This window comes from Flavobacterium sp. SORGH_AS_0622 (assembly GCF_030818825.1).
In the GTDB taxonomy this organism is placed as follows: domain Bacteria; phylum Bacteroidota; class Bacteroidia; order Flavobacteriales; family Flavobacteriaceae; genus Flavobacterium.
Map to the genome: position 1 here is coordinate 4,608,676 of NZ_JAUTAX010000001.1, position 22,919 is coordinate 4,631,594.

At 33.5% G+C, this 22,919-nt stretch carries 16 protein-coding genes and 1 pseudogene; 1 reads left to right on the plus strand and 16 read right to left on the minus strand.

The genetic code is table 11. The features are described 5' to 3' along the window. The first annotated feature begins 123 nt into the window (after positions 1-123). Positions 124-1,936, plus strand: a pseudogene (locus QE431_RS19800) (hypothetical protein). 56 nt (positions 1,937-1,992) lie between these two features. On the opposite strand, the gene QE431_RS19805 reads toward QE431_RS19800, so the two are convergent. The 16 genes from QE431_RS19805 to QE431_RS19880 form a co-directional block, all read right to left on the minus strand. After that, positions 1,993-2,433: a YMGG-like glycine zipper-containing protein gene (locus QE431_RS19805; protein ID WP_057115069.1), complete on the minus strand. Its 441-nt coding sequence runs from the start codon at positions 2,431-2,433 to the stop codon at positions 1,993-1,995. A gap of 336 nt (positions 2,434-2,769) precedes the next feature. Continuing rightward, entirely contained in the window at positions 2,770-4,047 is a 1,278-nt protein-coding gene (gene kynU, locus QE431_RS19810; RefSeq protein ID WP_057115070.1) for a kynureninase, read from the minus strand. Positions 4,048-4,421: 374 nt separating this feature from the next. Beyond that, positions 4,422-5,471, minus strand: a complete 1,050-nt coding sequence (gene queA, locus QE431_RS19815) for a tRNA preQ1(34) S-adenosylmethionine ribosyltransferase-isomerase QueA (RefSeq protein WP_057115071.1) — start codon at positions 5,469-5,471, stop codon at positions 4,422-4,424. A gap of 410 nt (positions 5,472-5,881) precedes the next feature. Further along, a complete protein-coding gene (gene aroA / locus QE431_RS19820; RefSeq protein WP_307299603.1) occupies positions 5,882-7,111 on the minus strand; it encodes a 3-phosphoshikimate 1-carboxyvinyltransferase in 1,230 nt (409 codons plus the stop codon). A gap of 134 nt (positions 7,112-7,245) precedes the next feature. Further along, a complete protein-coding gene (locus tag QE431_RS19825; protein WP_012022600.1) occupies positions 7,246-7,572 on the minus strand; it encodes a nucleotide pyrophosphohydrolase in 327 nt (108 codons plus the stop codon). Positions 7,573-7,574: 2 nt separating this feature from the next. After that, positions 7,575-9,566 carry a DUF3857 domain-containing protein gene (locus QE431_RS19830; protein ID WP_307299626.1) on the minus strand — a complete coding sequence of 664 codons (1,992 nt, stop codon included), beginning with the start codon at positions 9,564-9,566 and terminating at the stop codon, positions 7,575-7,577. A gap of 1 nt (position 9,567) precedes the next feature. After that, a complete protein-coding gene (locus QE431_RS19835; RefSeq protein WP_307299628.1) occupies positions 9,568-11,583 on the minus strand; it encodes a DUF3857 domain-containing protein in 2,016 nt (671 codons plus the stop codon). Between the two features lie 21 nt (positions 11,584-11,604). Continuing rightward, on the minus strand, positions 11,605-13,512 hold the full coding sequence (locus QE431_RS19840; RefSeq protein ID WP_307299630.1) for a DUF3857 domain-containing protein: 1,908 nt from the start codon (positions 13,510-13,512) through the stop codon (positions 11,605-11,607). Between the two features lie 64 nt (positions 13,513-13,576). Continuing rightward, complete coding sequence (gene dtd, locus QE431_RS19845) at positions 13,577-14,029, minus strand: D-aminoacyl-tRNA deacylase (protein ID WP_307299632.1); 453 nt, start codon at positions 14,027-14,029, stop codon at positions 13,577-13,579. Between the two features lie 119 nt (positions 14,030-14,148). Beyond that, entirely contained in the window at positions 14,149-15,126 is a 978-nt protein-coding gene (gene rsgA, locus QE431_RS19850; RefSeq protein WP_057115076.1) for a ribosome small subunit-dependent GTPase A, read from the minus strand. A gap of 316 nt (positions 15,127-15,442) precedes the next feature. Then, positions 15,443-16,525 (minus strand): bifunctional 3-deoxy-7-phosphoheptulonate synthase/chorismate mutase type II, encoded by a 1,083-nt coding sequence (locus tag QE431_RS19855; RefSeq protein ID WP_068842266.1) that lies wholly within the window; start codon positions 16,523-16,525, stop codon positions 15,443-15,445. A gap of 12 nt (positions 16,526-16,537) precedes the next feature. Beyond that, positions 16,538-17,398, minus strand: coding sequence for a prephenate dehydrogenase (locus QE431_RS19860; RefSeq protein ID WP_307299634.1), 861 nt, complete (start codon positions 17,396-17,398; stop codon positions 16,538-16,540). Positions 17,399-17,516: 118 nt separating this feature from the next. Continuing rightward, on the minus strand, positions 17,517-18,662 hold the full coding sequence (locus tag QE431_RS19865; protein ID WP_307299636.1) for a pyridoxal phosphate-dependent aminotransferase: 1,146 nt from the start codon (positions 18,660-18,662) through the stop codon (positions 17,517-17,519). A gap of 72 nt (positions 18,663-18,734) precedes the next feature. Then, complete coding sequence (locus QE431_RS19870) at positions 18,735-19,571, minus strand: prephenate dehydratase (RefSeq protein ID WP_134142596.1); 837 nt, start codon at positions 19,569-19,571, stop codon at positions 18,735-18,737. Positions 19,572-20,115: 544 nt separating this feature from the next. After that, positions 20,116-21,282 (minus strand): DUF1501 domain-containing protein, encoded by a 1,167-nt coding sequence (locus QE431_RS19875; protein WP_307299638.1) that lies wholly within the window; start codon positions 21,280-21,282, stop codon positions 20,116-20,118. 12 nt (positions 21,283-21,294) lie between these two features. Next, positions 21,295-22,692 (minus strand): DUF1800 domain-containing protein, encoded by a 1,398-nt coding sequence (locus QE431_RS19880; protein ID WP_307299639.1) that lies wholly within the window; start codon positions 22,690-22,692, stop codon positions 21,295-21,297. Positions 22,693-22,919 lie beyond the last annotated feature (227 nt).

Sequence of the window (22,919 nt, forward strand, 5' to 3'; positions counted from 1 at the left end):
AATATTTCGAATAAAAATTAGTGGAAATTCGTGTAATTCGCAGCAACAAATTAAACCTGACAATTATCAGGTTTTAGAAAAATCCTTTTTTCAATATTTGTCTTTATTTTAACCCGAAGACAAATGACAAAAACACCTTTACATACTTTTCATATTCCTGTAATGGGTCTTGCTTACACGATTGACAGTCCAATTCGTGTTGCACAATATGGTATTTCGTCTGTTATTTCTATTGCCGATGACGATTTAATTGAAAAGATGCGTAATTTCTACAGCACTAAATTCAATATTCCTTACGAAGAAATTACCCAGAAATTTCACGATTACCGCGCCGAAAGAATTACATCTTACTTAAATCTAGTTGACAAAATTGTAAAAGAAAAATTCGAAAGTTTTAAAACAGAATTAGCCGAAAGCAAAACTGCGCTTGAAAATTTTATGTCGATGCTGCCGAATACTTCCGACATTAAAAAAGGATTTCAAAATTTGCTGGATGATGGAATTGCTTTTAAAGAAAATATTCAGAATTATATCGAAACGCATCTTTTTCCCGGCGAAATCGACGTTAACATTATGACAAAATTAGATAAAGATAATTTTGTTAAAAATGAACAGCTTCCAATAGAATTTAACGATGCTCATGCCGCTTTAAGAGGTTTTGCAAAAAGTAATTTAGAATCTTCTGTGATTCTTTCTGCTGGAATGAATCCGAGATTATTCGGTTACTTTGAGAACTTTCAAGATTTTTTCCCAAACGAAAAAAACGAACTTAAAAAGAAAATCATTTTAAAAGTGAGCGATTTTAGATCGGCAATGATTCAGGGAAATTTCTTGGCCAAAAAAGGACTTTGGGTTTCTGAATACCGAATCGAATCGGGTTTAAACTGCGGCGGTCACGCCTTTGCCACTGATGGACTCTTATTAGGCACTATTTTAGAAGAATTCAAGCAGAAAAAAGAACAATTGGTACAATCGGCTCACGATTTAATGATTAAAGCTTTACAGCTCAAAAATCAAGTTTTTCCAGAAACACCTTTAGAATTAAAAATTACAGTTCAAGGCGGTGTTGGAACTGCAGAAGAACATGAATTTTTATTATACGAATATAAAGTCGATTCTGTTGGCTGGGGATCTCCATTTTTATTAGTTCCCGAAGCAACATCTGTAGATCAGGAAACAAGAAGTTTATTAAAAAATGCCAAAGAAGACGATTTTTACCTAAGTCACATTTCGCCCCTTAGGAGTTCCTTTTAATACTTTGCGTGGCACGTCAAACGAAATCTTAAAACAAAAACGCATCGAAGAAAATAAAGCTGGAAGTTCCTGCCCAAAGAAATTTTTGGCTCTAAGTAAAGAATACGATCCACACGGAATTTGTACGGCATCCAAAAAATATCAGGATATTAAACTACAAGAATTAGAAGCAAAAAAAGATTCTCTAACTATCGAAGAATTCGAAAAAAGCAAAATTAAAATAACAGAGAAATCTTGTCTGTGCGTTGGTTTAGCAAATGCTTCTTATCTCGAAAATGATATCAAAATAAAAGGCCAGTCGCAGGGTGTGGTAATCTGTCCGGGACCTAATCTGGCTTATTTTGATCAAGAAGTTTCTTTAAAAGATATGCTGCAGCACATTTATCAAGGAAAATCGATTTTGAGAACTAATGACCGTCCGAATTTATTTGTGAAGGAATTAAAAATGTATGTTGATTATTTTAGAAATGAAATCGAAACTATTTCTGGCGAAGTAACGGCCAATCAGCTTAAAAAATGGAATTCTTTTAAAACAAATATTCTAGAAGGAATTGAATATTATCAAAATTTACTTTCATCTACTTTGTATTTTAAGAAAGAAGAAGAGAAAATACGAAATCAATTCAATTTCTATAAATCAGAATTGAATGCCATTCAAATTCCAACATTAGAATTAGCATAAAACAAAACGCCGATTTAGGTTTCTAAATCGGCGTTCTTATTATAAAGATTTAATATCTATTCTTTTTTATTTTTGCTGTCAATAACAGCACCAGTTCCTGTTCCTAAAGCAGCACCAGCCAAACCTCCAATAATAGCTCCTTCGCCTTTTTTCTTGCTGACGATTGCTCCGGTTGCGGCACCAACTCCAGCACCAATTACAGCACCTTTAGCAGTTGCACTCCAGCCTTTCTTTTTCGTTGTAGTCGTTGTTGTTGCTGTATTTCCGTTTGCAGCTTGCTGATGCACCACTACAACTTTCTCTTTTTCAGATTCAACTTTTTGCTCTTCTTTTATCTTAGCCATTTCTGTCTTCATTGAATCGATAACGCGTTGTTTATTAATCTCAACTTTCATTGAATCAATACTGGCTTGCTTGGCTTTATTTAAATCTTGTTTACTTTGATTTTGACAAGAAGTTAAAAGAATTGCCGCCATTATTATATATAAGCCTTTCATGATTGTAGTTTTAATAATTATACATTACAAAATACGGAATATCCGCCATAATGATTGTTACAGAATTTTTTCGAAAGTTTATAAGATTAGAAGATTTGATACTTAATTATTAATTATTGTAGTTGATTTATTAATCGCACAAAAGCGCAGAGCCGCAAAGTTTTTTTCTCATCACTACTTTCTTGCGGAATATAAAAAAAGGCTTTAGTCAAACTTTTATAGTTTGGCTAAAGCCTTTTTGATTTATGTTTTATTGTCATCCAGCTAAAGCTGGACGCTATTCAAACTTTAAGATTAAACTTTCCGACTCTGCGCCTTTGCGAGATTCATCAACTTTTACTTCCCTAAAATTCCTGTTTTTAGAATTTGTCCGAAATCGTACATATCTTCATAAGAACAATATAATGGAACTGGAGCTAATCGAATTACGTTTGGTTCACGCCAGTCTGTAATTACTCCATTTTTCATTAAATAATCGAACAAACTTCTTCCTTCTCCATGAAGAAAAACTGATAATTGTGAAGCTCTCTCTGCAGGGTTTGAAGGCGTAATAATTTCAAAATTCCCTTTTACTTCTTTGTCAATTTCGTGCAGAATAAATTCTAAATAAGAGGTAATATGATCACGTTTAGCAATTAAAGCGTCCATTCCAACCTCAGCAAACATTTCTACAGAAGCCAAATATGGTGCTAAAGAAAGAACTGGAAGATTACTAATCTGCCATCCTCCTGCTCCATGAACTGGATCAAAGTTAGGTTCCATTTTAAAACGGCGTTCTTTATTGTGTCCCCACCAGCCTGCAAAACGAGGTAAATCTGGATCGTTGTGATGTCTTTCGTGAACAAAAACTCCAGAAGCATTTCCAGGTCCTGAGTTCATATATTTATAACTGCACCAAGCGGCAAAATCTACATTCCAATCATGCAGTTCTAATTTGATATTTCCAGCAGCATGTGCTAAGTCCCATCCAACCTTTGCACCCGCTTTTTGTCCGGCAGCAGTAATAGTTTTTATGTCAAAAACTTGTCCCGTATAATAATTTACACCTCCAATTAAAACCAAAGCCAGTTCATCGCCAACTTCTTCAATTTTTGCTAAAACATCTTCAAGACGAATATTGTGTTCGCCTTCACGGCGTTTAATTTCTACGATAGCATCTTCTGGTTTATATCCATGAAAATGAACCTGACTCTGAAACATATATTGATCTGATGGAAAAGCTTTTTCTTCGCAGATTATCTTATAACGCTTTCCTTTTGGCTGATAAAAAGAAACCATTAGTAAATGGAGATTTACCGTCAAAGTATTCATTACAGTAACTTCTGACGGAAGGGCGCCGACAATTTTACTCAACGGTTCTGCAAATCTTTCCTGATAATCCCACCAAGGTTTTTGTGCATAAAAATGACCTTCGACAGCCAATTCTGCCCAGTCATTCATTACTTCATCAACATAAGCTTTTGTACGTTTTGGCTGTAATCCTAAAGAGTTTCCTGTAAAATAAATGACACGTTTATCATTCACTTTTGGAAAAATAAATTCGTTTTGATAATGATTTAATGCATCTTGAGCATCAAGTTGTTTCGCGAATTCGCGTGTATTTTGAAAAGTCATTGTGTTTTTGTTTTGGATGCTAAAATAACAAAATTTGTTTGTTTTGTTTCAAGTTTCAAAATTTCATGTTTCAGGTTTCATGTTTCAGGTTTCATGTTTCAGGTTTCATGTTTCAGGTTTCAAGTTCGTTCTGCAGTTTAACTGCAAAGTGCGCAAAGATTTTTTGCTCAGTTTGTGTTTGCCAAGAGAAGAACGCAAAGCTTTGCGAACTTAGCGTTTGTAAACGTCAACCTTGATAAAAATCTTTGCGCACTTTGCGGTCAACCACACAAAGCATATCAACATGAAACATGAAACATGAAATAAAACTATAAAAACAGAAAACCCGACAGGTTTTAAAAACTTGTCGGGTCTCTTTATAAGATAAATTCTAATTAAAGAATTAACATCGCGTCTCCGTAAGAATAGAATTTGTATCCTTCTTTGATCGCTTCGTCGTATGCTTTTTTCATTAAATCATGACCACAGAAAGCAGAAATCATCATTAATAATGTTGATTTTGGCGTGTGGAAATTTGTAATCATACAGTTTGCAATACTAAAATCATGAGGAGGGAAAATAAATTTATTTGTCCATCCTTCGTACGGATTTAAAGTATTTTGAGAAGAAACAGAACTTTCGATTGCACGCATAGAAGTTGTTCCTACTGCACAAATACGTTTTTTCTTTGCTTTTGCCTCATTTACAATATCACAAGCTTGTTGATTGATAATCAATTCCTCTGAATCCATTTTGTGTTTAGATAAATCTTCCACCTCAACTGGATTGAAAGTTCCTAAACCAACGTGCAAAGTTACCTCAGCAAAATTTACTCCTTTGATTTCCAATTTTTTCAAAAGGTGTTTTGAGAAGTGTAAACCAGCAGTTGGCGCTGCTACAGCTCCTTCTTCTTTTGCGTAGATAGTTTGGTATCTTTCAGCATCTTCGGCAGTTACTTCTCTGTTGATGTATTTAGGAATTGGAGTTTCTCCAAGTTCTGTCAATTTGTTTCTAAATTCTTCGTAAGAACCATCGTATAAGAAACGTAAAGTTCTACCACGAGAAGTTGTATTATCAATTACCTCAGCAACTAATGAATCGTCGTCACCAAAATAAAGTTTGTTACCAATACGGATTTTTCTAGCAGGATCTACTAAAACGTCCCAAAGGCGTTGCTCTGAATTTAATTCTCTTAATAAGAAAACCTCAATTCTAGCTCCAGTTTTTTCTTTGTTTCCGTACAAACGTGCAGGGAAAACTTTTGTATTATTAAGAATTAAAACGTCTCCATCATCAAAATAGTTGATAACGTCTTTAAACATTTTATGTTCGATAGTGTTTTTTTTACGGTCAATTACCATTAAACGAGATTCATCTCTGTTTTCTGCTGGAAATTCAGCCAAAAGTTCTTTCGGTAAATTGAAATTGAAGTGTGATAATTTCATATTTGAAGTTAGATTTTAAAATATCAATCTTAGACTTTTTTATCTAAAATTTTAAATCGCCTGCAAATATACGATTGTGAGATAGGCGTTGTCAAGTGTTTTGACGTTTATTTTCAAAAGTCCTTGATTTTGTGCGGTTTCGGGAAGCATTAAAAATGTTTTTTTTCTTACACAAACCTGTTCAACGTATTATTGTCATTTCGACGAAGGAGAAATCTTCGGAAGTAGCTCGACAAAGATTGGATTTTCGTTGCGGAGTTACTTACGAAGATTTCTCCTTCGTCGAAATGACAAACTTTACGATTATACTCAAATTCGAACATAAAAAAACCTCTGGTTGAAACCAGAGGCTATGTTTTATTGCACTTTTATTTAAATGAACTTATATAACTTATATGGTTCAATTATTTCTACAATTCTGAAACTTGGAAGTTCAAAGCTTTCAAATCATTCCAGAAATCTGGGTAGGATTTTGAAACAACTTCTGCATCATCAATAATAATTGGAACTTTAATTGCTAAAGGAGCAAAAGCCATTGCCATACGGTGATCGTTGTATGTCGCGATATGTACATCGTGATTAATATTTCCAGAACGCTCTAAAGTCAAGCTGTCATTGGTTACAGAAATATTGGCTCCTAATTTTGTAAGCTCAATTCGTAATGCTTCCAATCTATCAGTTTCTTTGATTTTTAAAGTATGAAGACCCGTTAAGTGACATCCAATTCCTAAACCTAAACAGGTTACTACAATTGTCTGCGCAATATCTGGTGTATTGTTCAATTCAAAATTTACGTCTTGATAATTGAATCCAGCTACTTTTTCCAAAGTCATTTTGTTATTTTGGAAAGTAGTTTTCACACCCATTTTTTCATAAAGAGAAACTAATTCTGAATCTCCCTGAAGGCTGTTTTCTTTATAACTGCTTAATGTTATTTTGGCAGCATCCGACAGCGCCACTAAACTAAAGAAATAAGAAGCAGAACTCCAGTCGGACTCCACAACCATTTCTTTTGATTCGACTGCTTCTTTTGGAAAAACTTTGATTACGTTTCCTTCAAAACTAGTTTGAATATTTAAATCATTCAAAAGAGCCAAAGTCATTTTAATGTATGGAATTGAAGTGATCTCTCCTTCTAAAGTCAATTCTAAACCATTATCTAGTTTTGAAGCAACTAATAAAAGTGCCGAAATATATTGACTGCTTACATTTGCAGCTAATTTTACTTTTGAAGCAGTAACTTTTTTCCCTTTGATTCTGATTGGCGGATAACCTTCTTCTTTCTCGTATGAAATCTCAACTCCTAATTGAGCCAAAGCTTCCACCAAAATTTTGATTGGTCGTTCCTGCATTCTGCTTGATCCTGTCAAAACCACTTCTCTGCCTTCGTTAACCGAAAAATAAGCGGTTAGAAAACGCATTGCCGTACCTGCGTGATGTATATCTACAATTTCGTCATTTCCTGCAAGTGCTTTCTGCATTACTTCGCTGTCATCGGAATTTGAAGTATTGGCTAAAGTGATATTTGGAAATAATGCTTTTAGTAATAGTAAGCGATTCGTTTCACTTTTAGAACCGGTGATATTTAGATGCGAATCCTCAATAGTGAATATTGAATTCGTGCTTAATTTTAAATTCATTTTTTTAATTGTAAGTTGTGAATTTTGAATTATGAATGATTAGAAACATAATTCAGCCCCGCAATTTACCACTCCCCATTCATAATTCAAAATTCAAAACTCATAATTCAAAACTTATGAGTGATATTTCACAATTATTTCAATTTATCGTTGTTTTTGTGACGATCTTTATCTCTAACCGATTTTAAGTCCATTTTTTTATCAAAAGCGGCTTGTAAATCGATTCCCGTTTGATTTGCCAGACATAAAACTACAAAAACAACGTCGGCTAGTTCTTCGCCTAAATCTTTATTTTTATCGCTTTCTTTTTCTGATTGTTCTCCGTATCTGCGCGCAATAATTCTTGCTACTTCACCTACTTCTTCTGTTAACTGAGCCATGTTTGTTAATTCGTTAAAATAACGAACACCATGTTCTTTTATCCAGGTATCAACATCTAATTGGGCATTTTTTAAATCCATCTTTAAGCTTTTTTTAGAACAATTTTTTCGTTTTGACTAGCAATCATTTTCTGAAAAAGAATTTTCAATGTATTGTAGTGCTCGGCTGCAAAAATACTATTGTTAATGTCTTTTGAAAAGCTAAATTGAATTTTGTTTCCTTCATTTAAAACATTTAACACTAAAGTTATAGAATTATCTTCGAGTGAAAACCTAGCAGGAGAAGGAAGTGTTTCTACGACATAACCTTCTGGAATCTCTACATTGACTAGAACTTTTTCTTGTTTTGGATATCCGAAATAAATGCCCATTTGTCTAGTTTCTTGTAAAAAAGGATTTTTAGATGGTGTGTAGAACAACATTGGGTTTATATAAAGTTTTCCTCCTATATTTTCAACAAAATTATCGGTTTCAAAACTAAAGGTTTCCACAATTGGATCGGATAAATTGGAAATTTTATTGGTTACGAGATAATCGGAAATCTTTAAATCGCCAAGCTTCTGTTCTAGTTTTTCAATATAATCTTTTTGATTTCTGTTTCCGTTTTGAACTCTAAACTTATAAGCTTCATAATCTGTTTTCTGAATTCTAATTTTGCCGTCTATTTTTCCATTTTCATTTACTTTGAAAGTCAAATTTGAAACTTCTCTTGAAGGTTTTACAGGGACTAAATCAATCTCTTTAGAAGTACCATCGTTTTTGATTAATCTGCCTTTCCAATTTAAGATATTTAATGGAAGTATATTGGGTGATGTAAATTTACGAGAAGCATCTAACAGGATTTGTTTTCCGTCTATTTCGGCTGCAACAATTACATAATTAAATCCCATTCTTGTTGGATAAACTGGCACTCCATTTTCAATTGTACTTACTAAAACAGGATTAGCTTCTATACCTGCCCATTTCAGCATATTAAGTAAAATAAAATTAATTTCGGCAATGTTTCCTGTCTGATCTGTGTATGCTTTTTCGACACCTTTATCAGTAAGGCAGCTATTAATTTCATTCCAGTTCATTTTATTTTGAACGAATTGAAAAATAATGTTCATTCTTTCTGTTTGAGATTCAACATTGACTAATAATTTTTGAACATCTGCCAAAAGGAAATTGTTTTTATTAAGTTCTTTTCCAAAATGATCTTCTTTATAAATTGTTGAAGCCACTCCTTCCCAAGTAATAGTAAAATCTTTAACTGGCTGTTCTGGCATGCGAACACGCTCTAATTCGTGCTGAATAGATCCTCTATAGTTTTCAATATTATTTACATAAGGTTCTTCTTTTAAAGCTGGAATATTTTTACCAGAATAAAATGCATCAATTTGTTTGTAAGACATCCAGCGGCTTTGTCCATATTCATTGGTGAAATTCTGGCTTCCATTAACAAGTTTAGAATTATTTTCTATCGTGTGTCCGCCAATTAAAATAGTTTTGTAAATGTAAAACTCTGGGAATTCTGTCTTATACTCAAAATAGTTTAATGGAATGCTAAATTGAAAATCAAAATCAGGAAACTCGCTGATATTTTCAGATTTTAAAACATATTTATATTCTATGATAGAACCGACTTTTACATTAGGAAGCGTTATTCCTTTTTCATTCCAATATTCATTAATTTTCTTTTTGAACGATCCTTGGCTTTCTAACTTTGTCTTTTCTACTTTACCATTTTCTAAATTATAAGTAACTGCATTTGAAAATGTTAATAAATCTTCATTCAAATTCTGGTAACCAACATAGTAATGCACTTTTTGATCGGCCCATTTTAAGCCTTCTTTTTTATAAATTTTAATTTTGAACTCATAAGTGTGAATGGCAGAAAATCCTGTTTTATCATTGTAACTAAATACAGTTTTGCCTTTTTTAAATAAAATTGCAGCTGGCGCAGAAGAATCTACAGGATGTATTTTCTCTTGTAATTCGGCAATAGTTACTTTTCCAAGCTCATAATTTTGAGCTTGGATATTTATAGTATTCCAAAATAAAGCAATACAAATTAAGAGAGATCTAAACAGCATTTTAAATTCGTTTTAAAACAATCTTTTCTGTTTGTTTTTCAATCATGCCTTTGTAATATTCTTTCAGCATTTCATATTGTTCTGTGGTAACGATTGCTTCATTTATTTGATGTGCTATACTTAATTGAAGTACATTATCGTTTGCGGCAATATTAAATTTAAAACTTCCTAAATTATTTTCCATATTATAAGCAACTGCCGCTGGGAGCGTTTCTACCGTATAACCTTCTGGAATTTTAATTGTAATATTGTATTTATCTAAAAACGGATAACCAAAATCTACTGGATACTCGCGAACATCCTGCTTAAATGGATTTTTGTCTTTAGCAAAAAACAGCATTGGGTTCACATAAATTTTACCGCCAATAAGTTCGCACAAATTATTTCCGGTAAATGAATAAGTTTCGATAGCAGGAGCTAATAAATCTTTCTCATTGGTTCTTGAATATTCACTTATTTCGATTTTACCGCTATTATTTTCAAGCTTCTCTAAATACTCTTCTTCTTTCAATTTTTCGAAATTTTCTCTGGTAATCATTGCATTATAATCTGAGCATTGTCTTCTGGTTTTCCCTTTAACATGTCCTTCGGCATCAATATCATAATTCATAAAAACAATATCATTTGATGCTTTTTTAGGCATTAAATCTATTTCTTCTGAACTTCCGTCTTTTCGAATCAATCTTCCAAGCCAATTCAAGGTTCTAAAAGGAAGAACGTTTGGTGTTGAATATTTATCGGTTGCGTCTAGTAAAATATAACCATTTGGAGTTTCGACTGCAGCAATTACATAATTAAAAGCTGTTCTGTTCGGGAACAATGCAATTCCGTTAGAGCGGGTACTTACTAAAACTGGATTTGCTGTTAGTCCAGAATGACGCAGCATAGCCGTAAGCATTAAATTAATATCAGCAATATTACCCGTTTTTTCTTTATACGCTTTTTTAACTCCGCTATCGCAGCCATAACCTGTATAACCATTCCATTTTACGTTTGATTTTACATGGTTTAATATTACCCACATCTTTTCTTCAGGCGTAGTAATTCCTGCCAATAATTTTTTTAGATCTTCTTCAAAATATCCTGTTTTATTTAACTCTGGACCAAAATCCTCATATTCATAAATTGTTCGAACAACAGAATTCCAATCGGTAGAATATTCTTTAATTGGTCTATTTGGAAAATGAGTTAATGAAAGTTCGTGTTCTACACTTGATTTGTAATTGTCAATATTATTGACAAAACTTTCATCTTTTAAGGCCGGAAAATCCTGTGCTACATAAGTAACTTCTGTTTCTATATAATCTACTTTATCGGAGTAAAACTCAGTTTTTGCTGCCATTCCATTTCCTCCTCTTTCTTTACTAGTAATAGTTATCGATTTAGGATTTTTTAATGTTGTGATTTTAGGAAATATATATCCCTTCTGTCTTGGTTTAAAAACATAATATTCTGGGTATGCTACTTTAAACTCAGAATAATTTACAGGAACTGAAGATTGAAAATCCCAATCACGAATCATTGCATCACTCGGAGATCTTACCGTATATCGAAATTCTATTACAGAACCTTCTTTAATGTTAGGCATTGTAATCTTTTTTTGCCCTCTATATTTCGAAAGGACTTCATCAAAAGATCCGTCACTTTTTAATTTTGTTTTTTCAATTTTACCATTTACCAAATTGTAAGTAACTGCGTCTGAAAAAAACACTCTTTCTTTTAGATTGTTAGTATTGTAGTACCAAACTGCTTGATTGGCCCAGTCATATCCTTCTTTTTTATAAATTTTGACACGAGTTTCTACATCAGTCAGCATGTAAAAACCATCGTTTTGGTCAAATTCCATTCTAGACACTCCTTTTTTATACAAAATTGCCGCTACGGCTGAAGTATCTTTTGGGTGTGCTTTCTGTTCTAATTCTGCAACAGAAACTTTCCCTAATCTAAAATCCTGTGAAATCGCTTTGGGAGCGATTAATAAAATCACAGACAGGCTAAAAAGTTTAATAATTTTCATTGGTTGTTTTTGGTTATAGTTTTAATTCTTGGTTAGTATTATTTTGGCGTTATCATTTCTAGAAACCTGCTCCATAAACAAACGGTATTCGTCATATTCTTTATTTGAATATTTTCCTTTGTTTAAGAACATAGATCTTTTATAGGTTATTTTGTTGTTTTCTTTTTTAAGGATTTCTGTTTTATATTCTCCGAATTTTCCTTTTAGCTCATAATTTTGAGGCAGAAATTCGACACTAAAACCTGCTGGAAGATTTATCTCAATTTCATCTGTATCTAAATAGCCACGCTGAATTTGAAATGGATTTTTACGGTTTCTAATGCGCTTTACATTTCCGGTATATTGGTTGAATGCATCAACAACAAAAATCATTTTATTTCCAGAAACAGCACCATAATTTGATGCACTTAACTGAACATCTTCGGTAAAAAGAATATTTTCTTTATCATTCGTAAAAGTTATTTTACCTAATTTTAAATTATTGATGTTATCCCAATATTCTTTATAATGTTCTTCTTTTTCGTTTGGCTGTAAATTCTCAACTCTGGATTTAGCAGCATATTGACTTCCTTGGGAAGCTATTTTTAAAGTACCAGAAAAATTTCCATTCTCATCAATTGTATAAGTTCCTTTTCCTGTTTGAGTATTTCCTTTATCGTCATAAATTTTAGTTCGAACAATTTCCCCGCCTTCTGGCTTTACTACCAAAACATTTCTATCGTCTGTAAAAGTTCCTTGATAACCAAAAGGATCATCTTGACTGGTACATTCCAGCCAGATATAATTATCTTTATCTGGAACAGCAAGAATCATGTGGTTCCCCTGCATGGAAACAAAATCCGATTGAATATCTGATTTATAGCGATCTCCGTATAAAATTGTATTGTATGAAGGAACATCAACAGCCTGTAAAAGTGCTTTTGTATAATTTGACAATGCTTTACAATCTCCATAACCTAAACGATCTACATCTGTTGCCAGCATTGGTTTCCAGCCGCCAATGCCTACCGCAATATTTACATATCTAGATTTCTTTTGAACATAATCGTAAATAATCTTTGCTTTTTTGACAGGATCTTTTTCATTGCCAACAAGTGCTTTTATTTTTGTTTTAGTTTCTTCTGGTAAAGTTGTAGTTCCGGTTAGGATTTTTTCTCCATACCATTTACCAAAAGCTTCCCAAGTGGTAGCCGTGCCATCGACTCCTTCTAAATGGAAATGTTCGAGTCCCATCATTACTTTAGGAAAAAGATCTGTTTGAGAAGGACTGAGATCTTCTTGCTTTTGAGCTAGGATATTAACAGCTGTATAACTCAGTTTGGTATCTGTATCAACTGTTTTTGTTATATTAAAATCAGAAAAACGGAACTCTTTCTTTTTAAACCCCAGTTCTTTAGGGAAAGTAACATTCAGCGCACATTTTTCTACACTTAAATAATAACCGCCTAAAAAATACCATTGTGGTATAAATGCAGTGTTTGAAGTCTCCACCTCACTAGTATAAACAATTGTAAAAGGATAAGAAATAGGAGTATAATCTAAATAAAGTACTCGATTATCTGAAAAAAGGGTACTCCCGCTTACGGCGCTTTGATCTTTAAAATCTTTTCGTTTGATTTTTTTTATTTCGTTTCCGAAGGCATCATAAACAACGGCTTCAATACTTTTTATGGAAGTGGTTTTATCATAATGCTGAAAAGCGTCAATATCGTTTAAACCCTTATTATTTAAAACAGAAACAACTCTTTGTACTTTTATATTCATACTTCGTTGCGAAGCAATAACAATATCCATCTGGTCTAAACGAAGAACAGCATTGGCGTTTTCTTTAAGACTATCAGAAATTTTTAAAATGGAATAATCGCTCTTTTGAGCAAATGAATTAACCGTGATTATAACAAAAAATAACGCGCAAAAGAGGTTTTTCATTAGTAGGTATTTTCGTCAAATATATATTATTTTCAGAAATCCTTAACAAATGTTTAATAAAATTTTACTCTCTATTTTTGCTGTCCATTATTATGGTAACTGGTCCATCATTTAAGAGATTAACCTTCATATCGGCACCGAAAATTCCTGTTTGAACTTTTTTGCCCAATTCTTTTTCTAGAGATTTTACAAAGTTTTCATACATAGGGATTGCAAAATCTGGTTTTGCTGCTTTTATATAAGATGGACGGTTCCCTTTTTTAGTCGAAGCATGAAGTGTAAACTGACTTACTACAATAATATCGCCGTCAATATCTTGAACTGAGCAGTTCATAACATCATTTTCATCTCCAAAAATTCTCATTTTAATAATCTTTCCAGAAAGCCAGTCAATATCTTCCTGAGTGTCGGCGTCTTCAATTCCAACTAAAACTAGTAAACCCCTTTTAATGTCTGCTGTTTTTTGACCTTCTACCGTTACTGATGCTTCTGAAACTCTTTGGATTATTATTTTCATTATTTATCTGGAGTGGCTTTTAAACCATGATTAAAAGATTATTTGGATTTTATTTCTGGACGTTAGATACACAGCAGTACATCTTTACAATTGGAATTTGGAATTTTAAAATTGATTTTTTATTTTCTCGTTTCATCACTAGCTGCACGATCTTCACCATAAGTATCGGTTCGATAATGCTCGTCATCTCCTTCAAGGATTTTAAGATAACTATTGTAACGTGACCAAGCGATTTCGTCTTTTTCTAAAGCTGCTTTAATCGCACAATGAGGCTCCTCTTTGTGTAAACAGTTGTTAAACTTACATTGGTCTTTCAGTTTGAAGAATTCTGGAAAATAACCGCTGATTTCAGATGGCTCCATATCTACAATTCCGAAACCTTTAATTCCAGGTGTGTCAATAATTCGGGCATCAAAAGATAAATCATACATTTCGGCAAAAGTAGTCGTATGCTGTCCTTGTTTGCTTTGTTCTGAAATTACAGTAGTTTTTAAATGCAGGCTTGGTTCCATTGCATTGACCAAAGTTGATTTTCCAACTCCAGAATGTCCGGAAAACATGCTTACTTTTCCAATCATCATTTCCTTTAACTGGTCAACGCCTTTATTTTCTGTTGATGAAATTCTAAGACATTTATATCCAATTTCGGTATAAATATGCTGCAAATACAATTGATCGTCTAAAGTTTGCTCGTTGAGTGTATCAATTTTATTAAAAATCAGGATAGCTTCAATTCCGTATGCTTCTGCCGTAACCAAAAAACGATCTATAAAGCTCGTCGTTGTCGGCGGATTATCAATAGTAATCAATAAAAAAACCTGATCAATATTCGATGCTATAATATGAATCTGCTTAGATAAGTTAACTGATTTACGAACGATATAATTTTTTCTTTCATGGATATTATAAATCGTTCCCGTAACAGCATCTGAAGTTTCTTCTAATTCGTAATCGACAATATCACCTACAGCAATAGGATTAGTACTTTTGATACCTTTCATCCTAAACTTTCCTTTCATACGGCATTCTATAAAATCGCCTTTTTCAGATTTTACGGTGTACCAGCTTCCTGTAGATTTATATACGATTCCTGTCATTCTTTAATTTTAGATTGTTTGTCCCGAAACTTCGGGATTAGATTTCAGAATTGAAAACTAAATCCCTGCAAAGATAAATGAATAATTTTAAACATAGCCCAAGGTTTCAACCTTCTGAATTGATTGAGAAAAACGTTCCGCCATTAAGATTCAAACGTTGGTTGATATAATCTAAAAACAAAAATCCCCAAAACTTCTTTCAAAGTAATGGAGATTTTAAAAAACAATCTATCTTCAATTAATGTTATAAGAAAATTTAGGGATCTTGTTTTCAAAAACTAAAATTAACTTATATCACTTATATGGTTCAGCAAAATTATGCGTTGAAAATTTTCTCTTGGTGGCCTATACTTTCTTGGTGAATTGCTTTGAACATTCTCAAAACAAACTCTTCAGTAAGACCTTTTTTCTCACCTTCTAAAATCATTTTTCCTAAGATTTCGTTCCAACGGTTGTTTTGAAGAATCGCTACGTTTGCATCTTTTTTCACCTGACCAATTTCGTCAGCAACTTTCATACGTTTCCCTAATAACTCTAATAAGTTAGCGTCAAGAACGTCGATGTTAGCTCTTAATTTTGTCATTTTTTGGCTGTACTCATCTGTAGTATCATCCGTTTTTCTGATAGTCAAATCTTTAATGATTTGTTTCAAAGCGTCTGGAGTTACTTGCTGCGCAGCATCAGACCAAGCGTTGTCTGGATCGTAGTGTGTTTCGATAATCATACCGTCGTAGTTCAAATCTAAAGCCTCTTGCGTTACTTCGAAAATCATTTTACGATCTCCTGTAATGTGAGATGGATCAATGATCAATGGTAGATCAGGGAATTTATTCTGCAATTCGATAGCAATCTGCCATTCTGGAATATTTCTGTATTTTGTTTTTTCGTAAGTAGAGAAACCTCTGTGGATAACTCCTAATTTCTCAATTCCAGCCATGTGTAAACGCTCAACACCACCTAACCATAAAGCTAAATCTGGGTTTACTGGGTTTTTCACTAAAACGATTTTATCTGTTCCTTTTAAAGTATCAGCAATTTCTTGAACTGCGAAAGGGTTTGCAGTTGTACGTGCACCAACCCATAAAACGTCGATATCGTGTTCTAAAGCCAGTTTACAGTGAGCCGCAGTCGCAACTTCAGTACCCATTAATAAACCAGTTTCAGCTTTTGCTTTTTGTAACCATTTTAAACCAATTTCTCCAACACCTTCAAATCCTCCCGGACGCGTTCTTGGTTTCCAGATTCCAGCTCTGAATACACTAACTTTTGAATCTTTTAATTCGTGAGCAATTTTCAAAACCTGATCTTCAGTTTCTGCACTACAAGGTCCAGCTATCACAAGTGGGTGATTTAAATTGAAATCTTCTAACCACTTTCTCATTTCTTTCTTATTTTCCATCTTAATTCTAATTTACTTTTTAGTTGTTGTTAATCCGTTTAGTATTTCTTTTATTTTATTTGTGCTTTCCATTTCTTCAAAAATGGCATTGTAATTTTCATCTTTCAGCAAATCCCTAAACCGACTGAGATTTGAAATATATTCTTCTAATGTTTCCAGAACGTGTTCCTTGTTTTGCTTAAAAATAGGCGTCCACATTGCCGGCGAGCTTTTTGCTAAACGAACGGTACTTTCAAATCCGCTTCCCGCCATATCAAAAATATCCTGTTCGTCTTTTTCTTTGTTCATTACCGTTTTTCCAAGCATAAACGAACTTATGTGCGACAAATGCGAAACGTAAGCAATATGTTTGTCATGCGAAGTCGGATCCATGTATCGAATCCTCATTCCGATTTCGCTGAAAAGCTTTAATGCCTTTTCCTGCAATTTAAAAGTGGTTTTTTCCACTTCGCAGATAATATTTGTTTTTCCTTTAAACAAACCTCTTATCGCTGCCGAAGGTCCCGAAAACTCCGTTCCTGCTATCGGATGCGTAGCGATAAAATTTCTTCTTTTCGGATGATTAGCTACTGCTTCACAAATTGGCTTTTTCGTTGAACCTACTTCAAAAACAATCGTTTTATCTCCAACCGAATCCAGAACTTTAGGCAAAACTGTCAGCGCCACATCAACCGGAACCGAAACAATTACAAAATCGGCTTCAGCCAAATATTCAAAACTTCCTGCTTCATCGATAACTCCTAAATCAATTGCTTCCTGCAAATGTTTTTCGTTATTATCAATTCCAAAAATTGTCGAATCAGGATGTTGGTCTTTGATGTCCAGCACCATCGAACCGCCTATTAATCCTATTCCTATTACGTATACTTTCATACTATTTCTTTAAATTCCAAAATTTTAAATTCCAAATTCCAATTAAAAAAGGCTTTTCCCGAAGCTTCGAGACGCTCAGCCTGAAAATCTAAAATCTAAAATCTGATATCTACAATTACTAAAATCGATCTATCGCTTCCTGTACTTTTTCCTCTTTCACACACAATGAGAATCTAATATATCCTTCACCATTGCTTCCGAAGATTGTTCCCGGCGTGATGAAAATGTGTTTCTCATATAATATTTCGTCAATGAACTTTTCTGATGATTCGATTCCTTCAGGAAGCTTTGCCCAAACAAATAATCCAACTCCTTCTTTATACACTTCGCAGCCTAATTTTTCTGCTAGTTTTTCTGTTAATTCTCTTCGGCGTCTGTAGATTTTGTTTTGATCTTCAAACCACGATTTATCACATTTTAAAGCTGCAATCGCACCTTTCTGAATTCCGTAGTACATTCCGCTGTCCATGTTGCTTTTTACTTTTAAAACCGCATCGATAATTTCAGGATTTCCTAAAACCATTCCGACTCTCCAGCCTGCCATATTGAAGGTTTTACTAAGTGAATTCAATTCTAAAGCCACCTCTTTTGCGCCTTCAACCTGCAATAAACTCATCGGATTATCATTCAAAACAAAACTATACGGATTGTCGTTGATCAATAATATATTGTGTTTTTTAGCAAAGGCAACCAATTTTTCAAATAACGCTAAACTTCCTCTCGCTCCTGTTGGCATGTGCGGATAACCCAACCACATAATTTTTACTTTCGAAAGATCCAATTTTTCTAAAGCTTCGAAATCAGGTTCCCAGCCATTTTCTTCTTTCAAATCATAATAAACAGGAACTGCCTGAACCAAATTGGTTACCGAAGTATAAGTCGGATAACCTGGATTCGGAATTAAAACGTGATCGCCTTCATTTAAAAATGCTAACGAAATGTGCATAATTCCTTCTTTCGAACCCATCAGAGGTAAAATCTCATTATTCGGATTCACTTCAACACCAAACTGATCTTTATAAAAATCTCCCATCGCCTGCCTCATTTCTGGTAATCCCTGATAGCTTTGATAACCATGCCCGTTTTCGTCTTGAATTGCTGCAGCGACTGCTTCAATTACTGCTTTTGACGGACTCAAATCAGGGCTTCCAATTCCCATATTGATGATCGATTTTCCTTCAGACTGCAATTGACGAACTTCTCTCAATTTTGATGAGAAGTAGTATTCTTCAACTGTATCTAATCGTTTTGCTGTTGTAATCATTTCTATATTGCTTTAGGCCGTAAGCTCTAGGCTTTAGGCTCTTTTTTACTTCTAACTTTTAACTAATAACATTTAACCTATAAAAGGTTTTGTATTCTTGTATTCACCCAGAACTTTTAAATATTCTGCCATTATATTCAGTAATGCTTTTGCTTTTGCAAAGTCTTCATATTTCTCGAATGTTACGTCTACGAAAAATGAATATTTCCAAGGTGTTTCGATTTTTGGAAGTGACTGAATTTTTGTCAAATTCAGTTTGCAGTCGCTCATTACGTTTAAAACTGCTGCTAAACTTCCTCTTTTATGATCTAATTCAAATTTGATTGAAGCTCTGTTGATTTCGTTTTCTGGCAAAAATGAATTTTGCTTTTTGATAATCACAAAACGGGTCATATTGTTTTTGATCGTTTGAATTTCCGGCGCAATGATTTCTAAATCATACATTTCTGAAGCTACTTTACTTCCTATTGCAGCAATTCCGGTTAATTGTTTTTCCTGAATTCTTCTTGCTGTTTCGGCTGTATCTTTATCTTCAACCAATTTGATGTTTGGATATTGCTTTAAGAAATCCATGCATTGCAAAAGTGCCATTGGGTGCGAATGAACTTCCTTTATGTCTTCGATTTTCTGACCTTTTAAAGTCATTAAATTTTGGTGAATGCTCAAATAATGCTCTCCAATAATGTGTAAATTATTCTTGTCAATCAAAGCATAATTTGGAATAATTGGCCCTGCAATCGAATTTTCAATCGCCATAACTGCTTGGTCTGATTTTCCAGAAAGAAGGCTGTCGACTAATTCTTCAAAAGACAAACACTCATCAATAGCCACATTTTCAGAAAAATACTCCTTCACAACCTGATGATGAAAAGAACCTTTTATACCTTGTATTGCAATTTTCGTTGTCATATATTCAAAAAAAAATCCTGATTTGCATCAGGATTGTATATTAGTTTTATTTGTATTTTATATTTCTCAAATAACCATAGCACAATCCTTACTTCTACTAAAGAAGAAATAAAAAGAGTTGCTAAAATAAAAACGGTTATTAGACATTTTGTTTGTGTTTTTCAATAAATTCTCTGCGAATGTATAAATTATTTTTACCGCACCAAAAAAAATAATGCATTTTATGAAACAAAAAAGGATTTCTTAACAAATTTAGGAGGTTTTGTAGGATAATATAAAAATATCGGCTTGAAATGAGATATTTACAATGGTTTTTTTTAAGGTTCTGAGATTCTGAGGTGCTAAGGTTCTAAGTTTTTTTATATTTAAATAGTATTTCGAAGATGATTTACCAGCAAAATTCGGTTTATTTGTCATTTCGATCCCGAGGCTTCGGGAGAGAAATCTCCGCAAGTAAATCCGTAATCAAAAGCGCCAATCTTTGTAGAGTTTCTAACGGAGATTTCTCTCCCGAAGCCTCGGGATCGAAATGACAAGATTGCGATTATGCAAACAATCCCGAAACCGGCTTATTAGCAATCCCAATTTTAGAATAATCGAAATTCATTTTTTCTTTTAATAAAGAAGCATATACGCTTCTAAAATCTATTTCGTGTTTTAAATCACCATTGTCTAAGTCGGCTAAATTTGGATTTTTTCCTAAAATAGTTCCTTTATTATTTCCTCCGATGATAAACATTGGAGCTGCAGTTCCGTGATCCGTTCCGTTTCCGTTGTCTTTTACACGTCGCCCAAATTCTGAAAAAACTACAACTGTAACATTCTGCAATAACTGCGCTTCTTTTAGATCTGAATAAAAACTATATATGGAATTGTTTAAGTCTGTCAATTTTCTTTCGTGAATTGAAAGCTGATTATCATGCGTATCAAATCCGTTAAGTGAAGTGTAATACACTTTTGAATTTAAGTTTCCTTTCATTAGTCTAGCAATCCATTCTAGGTTTTTAGATAATTCCGTTTTTGGATAACTGATTTCCGTTTTAGATTTTGCTAACGCTTTCTGAATTTCATCTGAACCTTCTGTAACCGAATTAGCAATTTTTCGAACAAAATCTAAATGCGGATTTTTAGACAAAGTCACATTTTCTTCTTTAGATTTTACCTTAAAGCGATCCGGATCTTTTACCGTGATAAAATTAGGCTCTACTCCTTTTAAAGCTAAATTATCAATCGAATCTAAATTAATTCCCGCCGTTGCCTGATGTCCGTTACATTGCAGATCTAAAAATCTTCCCAACCAGCCTTCATTTATATATTTATTAGAATCGGTTGCGGTCTGCCAGATTTCCTGACTTCTAAAATGCGAACGAATAGGTTCTGGATAACCTACATTTTGAATCACAGTTAAATCTCCATTTTGCTGCATTTGAGCAAAATCTTTTAGCGACGGATGAAATGCCATTCCTTTATTTTTTCCCACAACGGCATCTTTATTTAATGCAATTTTTGTTCGCAATTCATAATACAATGGATCATCATACGGAATAAAAGTATTTAAACCGTCGTTTCCGCCATTCAACTGAACAAAAACAATACATTGCTCGCCAATTACTAAATTTTGCTGCGAACCAAAAGCGTGCAAAAAACTAGGAAGTACAAGCATCCCGCCTGTAAATGTTCCTGTCAACGTTAGAAAATTTCTTCTGTTCATGATTCTTATTTTCTAGATTAATTGATATTCGGGCAGTTTTGTGATGTAATTGAAAACTCTGACCACAGCAAAATCAGCATGAGGATCTTTTGGATCGAAATCATATTTCAACAGATTTTCCATGTCTTTTTGAGCTGCATCGCCGACAGAAAACAACAATCTGTCTGACAATTCGGAAATAATGGTTTTGTTATTTCCATTTGAATCAAAAACGACTTTTACCGCAGTTTTTTCATATTCTGATTTTTCTTTTTCAACTCCGTTTATCATGGTTTTCAAAACCTTTCTATTAAGACTTTTGCCACTGCATAATAAATCGGATGTATTGTTTCTTTGGAGATAAATCTGGGAAGTCAACCATGAATTACCGCCGTCCCAGCCTTTTACATTGACCTGATTATACAAATCCATTCCCTGCTGTTTTATAAATGCCATAATTGCGGCATCATCAACATTCTCAATCTGCAATTCATCGCAAAGCTGTAAAATATAAACCACCGGATTTTTAATCTTATTTCCCGAATTCTCTTTTTTAAATTCTTCTGTAAAAATCTTTGTCAGCAAAGGCTCGATTTCAAACTTTTGCTTCCTAAAATAATCTCCGTAATACACAACCAGATCTTCTGGCGGATTATCATAAATAAACCATTTTATAATTTTTCTAGTAATAAGATATGGAATGTTTTTCTGTTCGAAAATAATATCGACTAAGTCATCTGCTTTCCAATTTCCGGTTTTGCCGAAATAGATTTTATCGCTATTATCTTCAATGTTTTTTCTGTAGACGGCGCCATCATCACCAATATTCAAACCAGCTAAAGCTTTTGCGCCGTTTTTAATATCATCTTCAGTATAATTACCAATTCCGATAGTGAATAATTCCAGCAATTCACGGCTTAGGTTTTCGTTGATTTTGCCTTTTTTATTATCGCCATTATCGAGGTAGCGCACCATTGCATTTGATTTCAGAATCTGCTTGGTTAATTCTTTAAAATTCCCAAAAGCATTTTCGCGCAAAATCATATTGTGCTGATAAATCCAGTAATTGACTTTTACTTTTTGAGAAGTAGAAACAAAATGATTGTGCCAAAAACAAACCATGTTCTCGCGCAATGGAAATTCGTCATTTCGCATTTTGGCAATCCACCACTTTTTAAGTGCAGCGGTTGCTTGATTTTCTTTTTTCTGAATTTCCTTTTTGGTTTCGGGATCTGAAGTTTTGATTATTTCCCGAACTTGTTTCAACTCTAAAGCAGTTTTAGGTTGATCTTGCAGAAACACTGGAAATTCTGTATCAAATTCTGAATCGTAAGAATGTTTTAGAAATTTTTCTAATCCGAGTCTTTCAATTGTTGAAGCTTGTTTTCCTGAAAAACCTAATCGTAAGGACCAAAGACTGCTTTTTTTCATAATTCAGAAATTATTACAATAAGACTTGACTTTCTTTTAAAGGTTTAATTTTAAAAGAGGCTAAGTCGCTAAGATTCTGAGGTGCTAAGTTTTAAAAGTCTTTGGTATTAATTAGAACGGGGAATTTTTTGAGATATTGTTTTATTTATTGAGCAATCATAATCAGCATGGCCCGTGGTTTCAACCACGGGAATACAATGCGTTTCCCAAATGCGTTTCCCGTGGTT

What these genes read in the sequence shown, in the direction of transcription:
- QE431_RS19840 (WP_307299630.1), bottom strand. Translation starts at nt 13,512, where the DNA reads ATGAAAAACCTCTTTTGCGCGTTATTTTTTGTTATAATCACGGTTAAT.
- kynU (WP_057115070.1), bottom strand. Translation starts at nt 4,047, where the DNA reads ATGACTTTTCAAAATACACGCGAATTCGCGAAACAACTTGATGCTCAA.
- QE431_RS19875 (WP_307299638.1), bottom strand. Translation starts at nt 21,282, where the DNA reads ATGAACAGAAGAAATTTTCTAACGTTGACAGGAACATTTACAGGCGGG.
- QE431_RS19830 (WP_307299626.1), bottom strand. Translation starts at nt 9,566, where the DNA reads ATGCTGTTTAGATCTCTCTTAATTTGTATTGCTTTATTTTGGAATACT.
- queA (WP_057115071.1), bottom strand. Translation starts at nt 5,471, where the DNA reads ATGAAATTATCACACTTCAATTTCAATTTACCGAAAGAACTTTTGGCT.
- QE431_RS19860 (WP_307299634.1), bottom strand. Translation starts at nt 17,398, where the DNA reads ATGAAAGTATACGTAATAGGAATAGGATTAATAGGCGGTTCGATGGTG.
- aroA (WP_307299603.1), bottom strand. Translation starts at nt 7,111, where the DNA reads ATGAATTTAAAATTAAGCACGAATTCAATATTCACTATTGAGGATTCG.
- QE431_RS19825 (WP_012022600.1), bottom strand. Translation starts at nt 7,572, where the DNA reads ATGGATTTAAAAAATGCCCAATTAGATGTTGATACCTGGATAAAAGAA.
- rsgA (WP_057115076.1), bottom strand. Translation starts at nt 15,126, where the DNA reads ATGACAGGAATCGTATATAAATCTACAGGAAGCTGGTACACCGTAAAA.
- QE431_RS19855 (WP_068842266.1), bottom strand. Translation starts at nt 16,525, where the DNA reads ATGGAAAATAAGAAAGAAATGAGAAAGTGGTTAGAAGATTTCAATTTA.
- QE431_RS19865 (WP_307299636.1), bottom strand. Translation starts at nt 18,662, where the DNA reads ATGATTACAACAGCAAAACGATTAGATACAGTTGAAGAATACTACTTC.
- QE431_RS19880 (WP_307299639.1), bottom strand. Translation starts at nt 22,692, where the DNA reads ATGAAAAAAAGCAGTCTTTGGTCCTTACGATTAGGTTTTTCAGGAAAA.
- dtd (WP_307299632.1), bottom strand. Translation starts at nt 14,029, where the DNA reads ATGAAAATAATAATCCAAAGAGTTTCAGAAGCATCAGTAACGGTAGAA.
- QE431_RS19870 (WP_134142596.1), bottom strand. Translation starts at nt 19,571, where the DNA reads ATGACAACGAAAATTGCAATACAAGGTATAAAAGGTTCTTTTCATCAT.
- QE431_RS19805 (WP_057115069.1), bottom strand. Translation starts at nt 2,433, where the DNA reads ATGAAAGGCTTATATATAATAATGGCGGCAATTCTTTTAACTTCTTGT.
- QE431_RS19835 (WP_307299628.1), bottom strand. Translation starts at nt 11,583, where the DNA reads ATGAAAATTATTAAACTTTTTAGCCTGTCTGTGATTTTATTAATCGCT.